The sequence below is a fragment of the Pseudomonas sivasensis genome (assembly GCF_052938085.1).
This window is the reverse complement of sequence record NZ_CP176442.1, coordinates 2010213-2022073: the sequence shown is the minus strand read 5'-3', so window position 1 is coordinate 2022073 and position 11861 is coordinate 2010213. Positions and strand designations below refer to the sequence as shown.

Annotated in this window: 15 protein-coding genes; 5 read left to right on the top strand and 10 right to left on the bottom strand. The window is 57.9% G+C overall.

Annotated elements, in window-relative coordinates; all coding sequences use genetic code 11:
• Positions 1-40 precede the first annotated feature (40 nt).
• Positions 41-253: a cold-shock protein gene (locus ACKZ62_RS09500; RefSeq protein WP_003234260.1), complete on the top strand. Its 213-nt coding sequence runs from the start codon at positions 41-43 to the stop codon at positions 251-253.
• Between the two features lie 68 nt (positions 254-321).
• Here ACKZ62_RS09500 and ACKZ62_RS09495 read toward each other — a convergent pair whose 3' ends face one another.
• Both ACKZ62_RS09495 and ACKZ62_RS09490 read right to left on the bottom strand, forming a co-directional pair.
• Positions 322-642, bottom strand: a complete 321-nt coding sequence (locus ACKZ62_RS09495; protein WP_032886976.1) for an I78 family peptidase inhibitor — start codon at positions 640-642, stop codon at positions 322-324.
• A gap of 143 nt (positions 643-785) precedes the next feature.
• Positions 786-1091 (bottom strand): hypothetical protein, encoded by a 306-nt coding sequence (locus tag ACKZ62_RS09490; protein WP_032886977.1) that lies wholly within the window; start codon positions 1089-1091, stop codon positions 786-788.
• A 154-nt stretch (positions 1092-1245) separates the two neighbouring features.
• Between ACKZ62_RS09490 and ACKZ62_RS09485 the strand changes: the two genes are divergently transcribed.
• Positions 1246-1458, top strand: a complete 213-nt coding sequence (locus tag ACKZ62_RS09485; protein ID WP_032886978.1) for a hypothetical protein — start codon at positions 1246-1248, stop codon at positions 1456-1458.
• Between the two features lie 33 nt (positions 1459-1491).
• Here the strand turns inward: ACKZ62_RS09485 and ACKZ62_RS09480 are convergent, their stop codons facing one another.
• The 7 genes from ACKZ62_RS09480 to ACKZ62_RS09450 are packed head-to-tail and all read right to left on the bottom strand — an operon-like array spanning position 1492 to position 8459.
• The gene (locus ACKZ62_RS09480) at positions 1492-2520 is read right to left on the bottom strand and encodes a nucleoside hydrolase (RefSeq protein WP_032886980.1); all 1029 of its coding nucleotides are present in this window, start codon (positions 2518-2520) and stop codon (positions 1492-1494) included.
• Between the two features lie 26 nt (positions 2521-2546).
• A complete protein-coding gene (rbsD, locus tag ACKZ62_RS09475) occupies positions 2547-2951 on the bottom strand; it encodes a D-ribose pyranase (protein WP_032886981.1) in 405 nt (134 codons plus the stop codon).
• The gene (gene rbsK, locus ACKZ62_RS09470; RefSeq protein WP_099602676.1) at positions 2948-3865 is read right to left on the bottom strand and encodes a ribokinase; all 918 of its coding nucleotides are present in this window, start codon (positions 3863-3865) and stop codon (positions 2948-2950) included. Before rbsK ends, rbsD begins: the two co-directional genes overlap by 4 nt.
• Positions 3866-3888: 23 nt before the next feature.
• Entirely contained in the window at positions 3889-4911 is a 1023-nt protein-coding gene (locus ACKZ62_RS09465; RefSeq protein ID WP_447096577.1) for a LacI family DNA-binding transcriptional regulator, read from the bottom strand.
• A gap of 3 nt (positions 4912-4914) precedes the next feature.
• Entirely contained in the window at positions 4915-5892 is a 978-nt protein-coding gene (locus ACKZ62_RS09460; RefSeq protein WP_032886985.1) for an ABC transporter permease, read from the bottom strand.
• Positions 5889-7442, bottom strand: a complete 1554-nt coding sequence (locus tag ACKZ62_RS09455; protein WP_095185576.1) for a sugar ABC transporter ATP-binding protein — start codon at positions 7440-7442, stop codon at positions 5889-5891. The genes ACKZ62_RS09460 and ACKZ62_RS09455 overlap by 4 nt, the downstream gene beginning before the upstream one ends.
• A 57-nt stretch (positions 7443-7499) precedes the next feature.
• Positions 7500-8459 (bottom strand): sugar ABC transporter substrate-binding protein, encoded by a 960-nt coding sequence (locus ACKZ62_RS09450; protein WP_442117497.1) that lies wholly within the window; start codon positions 8457-8459, stop codon positions 7500-7502.
• 553 nt (positions 8460-9012) lie between these two features.
• Between ACKZ62_RS09450 and ACKZ62_RS09445 the strand changes: the two genes are divergently transcribed.
• The 3 genes from ACKZ62_RS09445 (at position 9013) to ACKZ62_RS09435 (ending at position 11303) form a co-directional block, all read left to right on the top strand.
• Positions 9013-10101, top strand: coding sequence for an asparaginase (locus ACKZ62_RS09445; RefSeq protein WP_032886990.1), 1089 nt, complete (start codon positions 9013-9015; stop codon positions 10099-10101).
• 256 nt (positions 10102-10357) lie between these two features.
• Positions 10358-10609, top strand: a complete 252-nt coding sequence (locus ACKZ62_RS09440; RefSeq protein WP_095185575.1) for a DUF1654 domain-containing protein — start codon at positions 10358-10360, stop codon at positions 10607-10609.
• Positions 10610-10613: 4 nt separating this feature from the next.
• Positions 10614-11303 (top strand): endonuclease, encoded by a 690-nt coding sequence (locus ACKZ62_RS09435; RefSeq protein WP_095185574.1) that lies wholly within the window; start codon positions 10614-10616, stop codon positions 11301-11303.
• 31 nt (positions 11304-11334) lie between these two features.
• Here ACKZ62_RS09435 and ACKZ62_RS09430 read toward each other — a convergent pair whose 3' ends face one another.
• Positions 11335-11700 carry an SPOR domain-containing protein gene (locus ACKZ62_RS09430; protein ID WP_447096948.1) on the bottom strand — a complete coding sequence of 122 codons (366 nt, stop codon included), beginning with the start codon at positions 11698-11700 and terminating at the stop codon, positions 11335-11337.
• Between the last annotated feature and the right edge of the window lie 161 nt (positions 11701-11861).

The window sequence follows — 11861 nt, the reverse complement described above, 5'->3', positions numbered from 1 at the left end:
CACAGCACTACTGAAAATATATGTTTCTTGGAGATACACCATGTCTAATCGCCAAACCGGCACCGTTAAATGGTTCAACGATGAAAAAGGCTTCGGCTTCATCACTCCTCAAGGTGGCGGTGACGACCTGTTCGTACACTTCAAAGCTATCGAAAGCGACGGTTTCAAAAGCCTGAAAGAAGGCCAAACCGTTTCCTTCGTGGCTGAGAAAGGCCAAAAGGGTATGCAAGCTGCACAGGTTCGCGGCGAGTAATTCTCCGCTGAGCTAAAAAAACCCCGTCCATGTGGCGGGGTTTTTTATGGGCGCTGCAAAAGCAGCGATCAGCCGCAATTGACGCGAGTGATCACCAAGTTGTCGTCAGCGTTTAGGTTCAATCGGTCGGAGCGGTATTCCAAAGTGATCATATCGTTGGGCTTGAGGATGCGAGCATTCTGCGCACCGGCACGGGCCCGGGCTTGCTCCAGCAACTGAGGCGAAGCTTTCTGGCCGATTGTGAACTCGGCAGCCTTTGACTCACAGCGGCTATGACCTGCATCGGTCACTGCGGCGTCTTTGGCTGGCTCAGAGGTACCCGGGGTGCTGCAACCCGCCAACGCGAGTGCTGCCAACAAAGTACCGAATGATGCGAGCTTCCAAGGCATGAAGCCTCCTATTGAAAAAATGAACAGAGATCGTGCGACAACCGTCTTGCAGATTGGTTTCAAGACGTAAATCGCCGTCGGGCAAGTCTGCCTGACTATCAGCAGTGATTCGCCCGATCAATCGTGACCAGATATGAACATAATCAGTAGATGTCGATGTAGTCAAAAGGTGGCTTGGGCCAGTTTTGCTTCAGCGCGTTGAAAACCTGTGTGACCCAGACCTCGTCGCTGGCAGCGACATTTCCGACGTAACCGGAGCCCTTTGCCCAGGTCTCAAGACGAAACAACAGGCCATCTATGTCAGTGCCCCCGACTACCCCAGATGATAGGTAGGCGATACCGGCCTTAGTCACACGCAATTGAGTATGTTCGTCATCACTGGCACTGGCGATCAATTGGCGCACGGCGGCCAGGGTGAGATTCTCGGGGTCATTCAAATCGATCTGCACGCGGTATTCCCCGGCAATTAAACAGGAGCACAGTGTCGCACAGCACTTGCTTCATGCCTAAGTAGCAGTGCCAAACGCCGCGCAAAATGCTTAACTGCGCCCGGTAAAACCGCGCCCCAGCGCATTACCCAGTATTTCAGCTCGTGAGACCTCCATGACCACCGTAACGCTCCAAGCCGACATCAAAGCCAAGTGGCCCCAAGGACAAAGCTCCTACAGCCCCGGAAGCCCAGAGGAACTGGCAATCATCGGTATAGACCTGCTGGTCAAGGAACTCGGCACTCAGGCGGCACAAGCCTTCATTGGCCAGGTATTCGAGAAATACCCGGCCGATCACATGGGAGCACACAACCCCGAGCGCGAATAAGAACCGGCCGACGAACGTCGACCGGCAATCGGTTTACTTCAGCCGCGCAAGGCGCTCAGTCAGCAGATCGAAGAAGCCCTGAGCGTCGCCGTTCTCAACCCAGAACGCATTCTTTGGTTGTTTCAGACCGTCGTACCAATCGACGATGGTCTGCCCGAATGTCGGGCCTTCACGGCTGTCCACCACCACATTGACCTCGCGACCACTGAACAGCGAAGGCTTGAGCAGGTACGCAACAACGGTGGCGTCATGTACCGGGCCGCCCGGGATGCCATAGTGCTCCATATCGCCTTTGACGTATTCGTTGAGAATATCGCCGACGACCTTGCTGGCGTTGTTCTTGAGGTCGGCAATCTTTTTCAGACGCGCCTCACTGGTCAGTACCTTGTGGGTCACATCCAGCGGCAGGTAAGTCAGCTTGACGCCACTCTTGAGCACGATCTCTGCAGCAATCGGATCGGCGAACAGGTTGAACTCGGCAACCGGCGTGATATTGCCTCCATTGAAGTGCGCGCCGCCCATCACTACCACTTCTTTGATGCCCTGGGTGATTTCCGGATCCTGAGTCAGTGCCAGCGCCAGGTTGGTCTGCGGACCCAGCATGGCGATAGTGATGCTGTGAGGCTTGGCAGCACGAAGGGTCTTGATCAGGTAATCAACGGCATTGCCTTCGGCCAGGCCCTTTTTAGGCTCATGCACGGTGACGCCGGAAATGCCCTCCTTGCCATGGATGTTTTCGGCATAGATCGGTTTGCGCAGCATCGGCGCTGGTGCACCGGCGTAGACCGGAATGTCCTCACGCCCCGCCCACTCGCGGGCCAGGCGCGCGTTACGCGAGGTCTTGTCCAGGCGCACGTTACCGGCGACGGTGGTCAGCGCACGGATGTTCAATTCGTCCGGGGAAGCCATGGCGAAGAGCAAGGCCACTACATCGTCGGCACCTGGGTCAGTGTCGATGATGAGGTCGATTTTTTCCGCCGCGTGGGCGCTTGCAGCAGTGAGCGCGGACAAAAGCAGGACACTCCGAAACAGATTTCTCAGGATTGGAAGACCACGTTGCATAAAACACTCCTTGTCGTTGGGGAACTCTAGAACGTTACGCCGGACACCAGCGCGATATTGCAGTAAGGCTGGCATTCGCCGGTGCGCACAACCGCGCGCGCCTGGCGACTCAGTTGCTTGAACGCTTCATGACTGAGCAGACGTCGCTCGCCGAGGGCGGCCTGTTCACTCAGCACGTTCAACTGCGCCAGCGCAGGTGGCTGCTTGAGCAGGATTTCTTCCGCCAGCACGTGGCTTTCCACCTGCATCTCACTGAGCACGATACGCAAAGTGCTGATGAAATCAGGAATACCTTTTGTAAGCGCCAGGTCGATCAACTCGACGCCGGGCGGCACCGGCAAACCAGCATCGCCGATCACCAGAATGTCGCCATGGCCCAGGGAAGCTATCAGCCGCGACAGAGCGATATTGAGCAGAGGGGTCTTTTTCATAAAGGTACAAAACCTTGAACGTCATGCAGCGTAGGAATGGAAGGTTGCGCACCCGCACGTGTGACTGACAATGCTGCAGCGACCTGACCAAAACGTATGGCCTCGGCTTCGCTTTTACCGCTGGCAAGGGCCGCCGCAAAACCACCGACAAAGGTATCGCCAGCAGCCGTGGTATCCAACGCCTTGACCTTGGGCGCCACCAAGTGCTCAAAGCCACTGCCATCCGCAAACAATGCACCTTGGGCGCCCAGAGTGATGATGACTTTGCCGGCACCGGCTTTAATCAGTTGCGTGGCAGCCACTTTGGCACTGTCCAGAGAGTCGACTGTCACACCGCTCAATGCGGTGGCCTCGCTTTCGTTGGGAATCAGATAATCGACCGAGGCATACCACTCGGCGGGCAACGGCGCGCTGGCCGGCGCCGGGTTGAGGATCACGGTCTTGCCCAGTTCACGACCGCGCTTGAGCGCATAGGCCACGGTAGCCATCGGCACTTCCAGCTGGCAGATGATCACATCGGCGGCCTGCAGCACCGCATCAGACGCCTGCAGTGACGCGGGCGTCAGCTCGCCGTTGCTGCCGGCAACAATCACAATCGCATTCTGGCTGCTGTCATCCACCACGATCAACGCCACGCCACTGGAACCGTCCACGGTACTGACGGCCTGGCAATCTATACCTTCCACCAGCAATGCGTCACGCAACTCAGTGCCGTAGGCATCGGTGCCGACACAGCCAATCATCGCCACACTCGCACCCAGTCGCGCCGATGCAACGGCCTGGTTGGCACCCTTGCCGCCCGGCACCGTGGAAAAAGTTTGGCCAATCAGGGTCTCACCGGCACGGGGCAGCCGGCTGGCGCGGGTGACCAGGTCCATGTTCAAGCTGCCTACTACCACTACTTTTGCTGGCATACATCAGTACTCATCAATTCGGTTCAGCGGTATTGCGCGAACACACCGGCGACGGGCGCCGTCGACTCGCGCAATATGATGCTCGGCGTCACGATGCGTTGATCGATCGGCAGTTGGGGTGTTGCAATTCGTCGCAGTAAAAGCTCGGCGGCCGTCTCGCCCAGTTGCAGGATCGACTGGCCGACCGTGGTCAGGGCTGGGTACACGTAGCGGCCCATTTGAATATCATCAAATCCGATCACCGACAGCTCGCCGGGCACGCGGATATTACGCTCAGCTGCAGCACGCAATACGCCGAAGCCGATCATGTCGTTACTGGCAAAAATCGCGCTGGGCGGGTTCTGCGCCAGCAATTGCACGGCAGCAGCATAACCGCCGGTGCTGGTGAAGTCGCTTTCCCGGGTGCGATTGGGCGCAACGTCCACACCGGCCTCGCGGAGCGCGCGCTGGTATCCCGCCAGGCGCATTTGCGCGACACGGGTGTGGGCCGGGCCGCCGATACAGGCGATGTCCCGATGCCCCAACTCAAGCAAATGCCGGGTCGCCAGGTAGGCGCCCTCTTCATGATCGATGCGCACCAGATCGACATCAATGCCGTCCAGCGCCCGGTCGACAATCACCATGGGCGTGCGCACCGCGCTCAACCCTGCGGCGAGGCCGCTGTCATCACCACCCACCGAGGTCACGATCAAGCCGTCGATGCGCTTTTCCAACAACACCCGCAAATAGCTGCGCTGTTTTTCAGCATTGTCGTCGGAGTTGCAGAGGATCACGCAGTAGCCGTTACGCTCGCAGTAATCCTCGATGCCTCGTGCCAGCTCCGCGAAATACGGGTTGAGGCTGTTGGGTACCAGCAAACCGATGGTGGCCGTGGTCTTGGCCTTGAGCGAGCGCGCGACGGCGCTGGGCACATAGTCGAGCTGCTTGATGGCCGCTTCGACCTTGACCCGTACCGGCTCACTCACTGGGCGCGTCTTGTTCACCACATGGGACACGGTGGTGTAGGAAATTCCTGCAAGCGCCGCCACATCCTTGATCGTTGCCATGGTTCAGCCCCGCCGACTAGCACGTTGGCTGCGGTACGTATCGAGAACAACTGCAATCACGATCACAGCACCGGTGATGATGCGCTTCGTGGGCTCCGTGGCGCCGATCTGTGCCAGGCCAGCGGCCAATACCGAGATAATCAACACACCAAAGAAGGTACTGATTACCGAACCGCGCCCGCCCATCAGGCTGGTGCCGCCGATCACCACCGCGGCGATCACTTGCAGCTCCAGACCGGAGCCAGCGTTCGGGTCCGCTGCTTCCAAACGCGAGATCTGGAATAACGCCGCGACACCGGCCAGCAGGCCCATGAGACTGAACACCAGAATCTTGTAAGGCTTGGGATTGATACCAGCCAGGCGCACGGCCTCTTCGTTGGTGCCGATACCGATCAGGTAACGACCGAACACGGTGCGGGTCAATACTAGCTGCGCAGCGATGATCACCAGCAAGGCAATGATGAACGACGGCGAGATACCAAACGCAATCGGGTTGGACAGCCAGGCAAACGAATCACCGATGTAGGCGGTGCGCGAACCGGTCATTTGGTACGCAACGCCCCGCGCCATTTCCAACACACCGAGGGACACGATAAACGACGGGATCCGCCAGGCCACGGTGATCGAGCCGGTGATGGTGCCGGCCAACGCGGCGCAGCCCATGCCGAGCAGAGCGGCCGGCAACACGCTCCAGCCCCACCCAAGAATCGCCACGCTGACTGCCGACGCAGCCAGGGCCAGCACCGAGCCCACCGACAAGTCGATACCGCCGATGATCAGGATGAACGTCATGCCCACCGCCAGCACCATCAGGTCCGGGATCTGGTTGGCCAGGGTGCTGAAGGTGTCATAGGACAGGAAGTGGTCACTGAGCACCGAAAACAGCGCAATCATCGCGAGCAAGGCGCCCGCTAGCCCCAGGTAGGTGCCCAGGCCGTAGAAGTTGCCGCCCGCTTTACCGGAGGTAGTTGTGGTTTTCATGGGGTATCCCTAAGCACTGCGTCATTGAGCAGCGCATCACGTTTCTGATAGCCGGCAAAGGCGGCGGCGAGCAATTCGTCCTGGGTCCAGCTGTCACGCTCAAAGGTCTCGATCAGACGCCCGGCAGACAGCACGCCGATGCGGTCGCAGATCAGCATGAGCTCACGCAGGTCGCTCGATACCACCACCAGCGCTTTGCCCTGGCGGGTCAATTCGCCGAGCAAGGCATAAATGTCGAACTTGGCACCTACATCAATTCCGCGGGTGGGCTCGTCGAACAACATCACCGAGCAGTCGCGCTCCAGCCAGCGGCCAATCACCACTTTCTGCTGATTGCCGCCGGACAGTTCCGACACCAGTTGCGCCGGGCTGGAACTGCGGATGCGCATGGCGTCGATCTGGCGCTTGGCCAACGCGGTTTCATCGCGGCTGTTTACCACGCCGCCGCCAGAGATTTCCGGCATGTTGCCCAGGGCAATATTGGCACTGATGGACTGAGTCAGCAGCAGGCCTTCACCCTTGCGATCTTCAGTGATCAGGGCGATACCATGCCCCACTGCATCCACGGGAGAGCGAATACTCACCACCTTAGCCGGTGAGCCCAGGGCCACGGTGCCGCTGTCGGCCAGATCGGCACCAAAGATCAGACGCAGCAATTCGGTACGGCCAGCGCCGATCAGGCCGGAAATGCCATAGATCTCGCCGGCACGCACTTCAAAGGACACGTCACGGACTTTGTCCGAGCGGCTCAGGCCTTTCACAGTCAGGGCCGGGCCGCCGATGCTACGCGGCCCCAGGTCGATGTGTTCACCCAGCTCGCGCCCCACCATCAAGGTGACCAATTGCTCACTGTTGTAATTGGCCATCGGTTCGACGCAGACCAGCTTGCCGTCGCGCAATACCGCAATGCGCTGGGCAACACGGGCCAACTCTTCCAGCCGGTGCGAAATGTAAATAATCGCCACGCCCCGAGCCTGCAAGCGGGTGATTTGCTCAAACAGCATCTCGACTTCACGCGCGGTGAGCATGGCCGTGGGTTCGTCGAGGATCAGTACATGGCAGTCGCCAATCAGGTTGCGAGCGATTTCAACCATTTGCTGGTGACCGATGCCCAGGCTGCCGACCAGCGTGTCAGGGTCGATGGCGTCCAGGCCGACTTGGGCCATGGCCTCGATCGCGGCTTTGCGCAGTTGCTTGCGGCTGATCCAGCCACAGTGGCTGGGCAGGTTATCCAGGAACAGGTTTTCGGCCACGGTCAGCGTCGGCAGCAGGTTGAGTTCCTGCATGACCATGCGCACACCCAACGCTTCAGCCTGGGTACGGCTGGCAGGACAGTAATCCTGACCATTGAATTGCATGTGCCCGGTGGTCGGCGTGACCAGCCCGCCGATGATCTTGGACAGGGTGCTTTTGCCTGCGCCATTCTCGCCGGTTAGCGCCAGCACTTCCCCACGGTTGAGCGTGAGGGTGATGTCGGACAGAACCGGTTGGGCATAGGTCTTACCGATACCGCTGACCGAGAGGACAGCGTTCGGGGCGGAAGATGACATAAGAAAATCTCCAGGCGCCCGCTCAGGACGAGCGGGCGCTGTTGGGTGCCGCCAGAATTACTTCTTGAGGACGAGTTCGACCGGGGTTTCGATCACGCCGTCTTTGGCATCGACTTTCTCACCCTTGACCAGCTTAAGGGCGTTCTGGATACCGAATACCGCTTGCTGGGCAGCTGCCTGGTCGGCGGTAGCCAGTACGCGGCCGTCCTGCAACATCGGCTTGATCGCTTCGATATTGTCGTAACCCACGACCATTACCTTGCCCGCCTTTCCTGCCGCACGCACCGCGGAGACAGCGCCCAGGGCCATGTTATCGTTACCGGCCAACAAGGCCTTGAGGTCCGGGTATTCGCTCAGCATGGCCGAGGCGACTTTCTGGCCCTGGTCGATTTCCCAGTTGCCGGATTGAGTGGAAACGATCTTCATACCGGCAGCGTCCATCGCATCTTTGTAGCCGGCGGTGCGCTGCTGGGCGTTGGTGGTAGTCGGTACGCCTTCGATGATGCCGACCTTGTCACCTGCTGCCAGTTGCTTGGCCAGGTAGTCGCCCACGAGCTTGGAGCCCTTGCGGTTGTCGGGGCCAACGAAGGGAATATCGAGATTTTTGCTTTTCAGTACACCGGGGTCCAGGCGGTTGTCGATGTTGACGACCTTGATACCGGCGTCGGAGGCTTTCTTCAGTACGGTGACCAGTGCCTTGGAGTCAGCAGGCGCGATGACGATGGCGTTAACCTTGGCGAGGATCATTTGGTTGACGATATCGATCTGCGCGCTGGTATCAGTTTCGTTCTTGATGCCGTTGGTGATCATGTCGAAATCGGCGGCATGGTCTTTCTGGTAAGCCTTGGCACCGTCCTGCATGGTGACGAAGAATTCATTGGCGAGAGATTTCATCACCAGGCCGACCTTGGGTTTGGCGGCGGCGTCGTCAGCAAAGACAGAGGACAGAGGTAAAGCGGCGGATGCGGCAGCAAGCACAGCGACAGCAAGAAGACGTCCAGCGAATGGCAGCTTCATGGGTTCACTCCGATCTTATGATTATTGTGAGCAACGCTTGCACCGAAGAGTCCTTCGGCAGCCATCCCACAAGGGTGGCTGATTCGATCTTTCAGAGCACTCAGGGAGCACCGCGTGAAACATCTCGCAAACGTTTGCGTTAATCAAACTATGAGAACCTTGTCGAGATTTGTCAACGGTAGAACACAGCCTTTCATCTAAGGCCTCTAGCCTCTGTCCTCCCGTCCGGCGAAAGGACGTTATTAAACATTCCCCCCAACGCTTCGTTCTCTGAAACGACAGACCTCTTCATGCGACTCAGTATTTCCCGATGATCATCTTCGGACAACCGAACGCAATCATGCAGCGTGTTCGGAAAGCCGGACAGACGCATTGCGTGACCCGCCATAAGAATGACAATTATTGTTATAAATCAGCTAGTTAATTTATATCCAAGAACTTAATCAGCCTGGTACAAATCCTGCTCCTACCCAGCACCTCGTGGCATTCAGAACCGCCCGGGCGCTCTAGATGAACCTGCTACAGCACTCATCAAAAACCAGAGAGAAAAACAATGAAATCTGCACTGAAGAACTTTGTTCCGGGCGCGTTAGCCCTTCTGCTGCTGTTCCCTGTTGCCGCTCAGGCAAAGGAAGTTGAATCCAAGACCAAACTGGCCAACGTGGTAATTCTCGCCACCGGTGGCACCATTGCCGGCGCTGGCGCCAGTGCGGCCAACAGCGCTACCTACCAGGCGGCCAAAGTCGGTATCGAGCAATTGATCGCCGGTGTTCCTGAACTTAGCCAGATTGCCAATGTGCGTGGCGAGCAAGTGATGCAAATTGCATCCGAAAGCATCAACAACGAGAACCTGCTGCAACTGGGTCGCCGCGTCGCGGAACTGGCTGACAACAAAGACGTGGATGGCATCGTGATCACCCACGGCACCGACACCCTGGAAGAGACCGCCTACTTCCTGAACCTGGTGGAAAAAACTGACAAGCCAATCGTGGTAGTTGGTTCCATGCGCCCAGGCACCGCCATGTCGGCCGACGGCATGCTCAACCTCTACAACGCCGTGGCTGTAGCCGGCAGCAAGGACGCGCGCGGTAAAGGGGTGCTGGTGACCATGAACGACGAGATCCAATCGGGTCGCGACGTAAGCAAGATGATCAATATCAAGACCGAAGCCTTCAAGAGCCCATGGGGCCCAATGGGCATGGTGGTTGAAGGCAAATCCTACTGGTTCCGCCTGCCTGCCAAGCGCCATACCATGGATTCGGAATTCGACATCAAGAACATCAAAAGCCTGCCGGACGTCGAAATCGCCTACGGCTACGGCAACGTAAGCGACACAGCCTACAAAGCCCTGGCCCAGGCTGGTGCCAAAGCAATCATCCACGCGGGTACTGGCAATGGCTCGGTATCTTCCAAAGTGGTACCTGCCCTGGTGGAACTGCGCAAGCAAGGCGTGCAGATCATTCGCTCCTCCCACGTGAATGCCGGCGGCATGGTGTTGCGTAACGCTGAACAGCCTGACGACAAATACGACTGGGTTGCTGCCCTCGACCTGAACCCGCAGAAAGCGCGGATTCTGGCAATGGTTGCCCTGACCAAGACCCAAGACAGCAAAGAGCTTCAACGGATTTTCTGGGAATATTGATTCCTGACTGAACCCTGTATGTGGCGAGGGAGCTTGCTCCCGCTCATGTACGCAGCGCCCGAAAGCTTCTTTTGGGGCCGCTTCGCGGACCAGCGGGAACAACTTCCCTCGCCACAACAACCTACCTATCCCTCTCCCCCCGCCCTACACCCAACCCCCTAACTCGCCGCCAGACGAATCTCTTAAATTTTAAGCAGTTGCGAAATTGCCCACACTTAAATACTGTATGCACGTACAGATTATTAAGGAATGCTCCGTGGCAAAGTCATCTTCCGCAGTACCTACCCCGCCCGATGCCTACACACGCCTGGCCATTCGCGTGCAAAAAATCATCAACTCCACCAATGCCCAAAAAGCCAAGGCAGCCCTGATCTTCCGCTTGCCGGAGGAACCAGAGGACGATTGGCAGCGCTTGTTGGAGGAGATTGCGGAGAACGACAACGTCACCCTAGCCTACCGGGATGACGGTGGCGTGCAGATTTTCTGGGTTGTGCCGAAGGAAGATTGATTGAATGAGTGCCCGTTTTATTGCTGTGTGTTGCCTGTTTTTTGCCGTTACCGCTCACGCTCAGGCGCCCCGAACCTTCAGTGAAGCCAAAAAAGTTGCCTGGACACTCTACGCCCCGCAATCCACCGAGTTCTATTGCGGCTGCAAGTACAGCGGCAACCGCGTTGACTTGAAAGCCTGCGGATATATCCCACGCAAAAACGCCAACCGCGCCGCACGCATCGAGTGGGAACACATTGTTCCGGCCTGGCAGATCGGACATCAGCGCCAGTGCTGGCAGAATGGCGGGCGCAAGAACTGCACGCGCCATGATGACGTGTTCAAGCGTGCCGAAGCAGACCTGCACAATTTGGTGCCGAGTATCGGCGAGGTCAATGGAGACCGAAGCAACTTCAGCTTTGGCTGGCTGCCAGTGCAACGCGGGCAGTACGGTTCATGCCTGACCCAAGTGGATTTCAAGGCCAAGAAGGTGATGCCGCGACCTTCCGTACGCGGGATGATCGCGCGAACCTACTTCTACATGAGCAAACAATACGGCTTGCGCCTGTCGAAACAGGATCGTCAGTTGTACGAAGCCTGGAACAAAACCTACCCGGTCCAAGCCTGGGAGCGCCAGCGTAACCAGACGGTGGCGTGTGTGATGGGGCGTGGCAATGAGTTTGTCGGCCCGGTCAACCTGAAAGCCTGCGGTTGAAGATGGGCGGCACTGTCGCCCAATTGGCCCGTTACTGCGCAGGCTGGTGTTCGATGATCTCAGACACCGTGTCAGTTTTCTTGGCACGAGCCATCTTTTCGTTAAGCAGGGTCTGCTTTGCCTCGGCTTCGGCCTTAGTTGCGAACGGCCCCAACAGCACTTCGTCCTTGCCGTCGACCTTCACGATATAAAAATTAAAACCATGTTCCAGCAACCAGGCGGTCAGGTCGGTGATCGCCTGCAGTTTGTGGTCCGGCGGACCTACTCGCAGGTCCCACTCTTGGGCGGCAATCGCGCCGGTTTGTGGCTGGCTTTCGGTCACGGCAGGCTTGGCCTTGGGGGCGTCGGCGCGTTTGCCTTCACCGCAACCGGCCAGTGCCAACACCGCAATTGCCATCGCTACTTTACGCACTGCCCTGCTCCTCTAAGGATAAAGAGGCAACTTTATCATTCACTGTCTATTCTGGCCGTCATAAACGTTGGCTTAAACAATGCGAATGATGTATCCCAGACCTGTATGATGCCGCCATGGGAATTAATGTCGCCTCTATGCGTCCT

Bases quoted from the DNA above. Each gene is read 5' to 3' on its own strand.
- ACKZ62_RS09435 (WP_095185574.1), top strand. From the start codon at position 10,614: ATGAGTGCCCGTTTTATTGCTGTGTGTTGCCTGTTTTTTGCCGTTACC.
- ACKZ62_RS09430 (WP_447096948.1), bottom strand. From the start codon at position 11,700: ATGGCAATTGCGGTGTTGGCACTGGCCGGTTGCGGTGAAGGCAAACGC.
- ACKZ62_RS09465 (WP_447096577.1), bottom strand. From the start codon at position 4,911: ATGGCAACGATCAAGGATGTGGCGGCGCTTGCAGGAATTTCCTACACC.
- ACKZ62_RS09450 (WP_442117497.1), bottom strand. From the start codon at position 8,459: ATGAAGCTGCCATTCGCTGGACGTCTTCTTGCTGTCGCTGTGCTTGCT.
- rbsD (WP_032886981.1), bottom strand. From the start codon at position 2,951: ATGAAAAAGACCCCTCTGCTCAATATCGCTCTGTCGCGGCTGATAGCT.
- ACKZ62_RS09445 (WP_032886990.1), top strand. From the start codon at position 9,013: ATGAAATCTGCACTGAAGAACTTTGTTCCGGGCGCGTTAGCCCTTCTG.
- ACKZ62_RS09495 (WP_032886976.1), bottom strand. From the start codon at position 642: ATGCCTTGGAAGCTCGCATCATTCGGTACTTTGTTGGCAGCACTCGCG.
- ACKZ62_RS09455 (WP_095185576.1), bottom strand. From the start codon at position 7,442: ATGTCATCTTCCGCCCCGAACGCTGTCCTCTCGGTCAGCGGTATCGGT.
- ACKZ62_RS09480 (WP_032886980.1), bottom strand. From the start codon at position 2,520: ATGCAACGTGGTCTTCCAATCCTGAGAAATCTGTTTCGGAGTGTCCTG.
- ACKZ62_RS09460 (WP_032886985.1), bottom strand. From the start codon at position 5,892: ATGAAAACCACAACTACCTCCGGTAAAGCGGGCGGCAACTTCTACGGC.
- ACKZ62_RS09500 (WP_003234260.1), top strand. From the start codon at position 41: ATGTCTAATCGCCAAACCGGCACCGTTAAATGGTTCAACGATGAAAAA.
- rbsK (WP_099602676.1), bottom strand. From the start codon at position 3,865: ATGCCAGCAAAAGTAGTGGTAGTAGGCAGCTTGAACATGGACCTGGTC.
- ACKZ62_RS09485 (WP_032886978.1), top strand. From the start codon at position 1,246: ATGACCACCGTAACGCTCCAAGCCGACATCAAAGCCAAGTGGCCCCAA.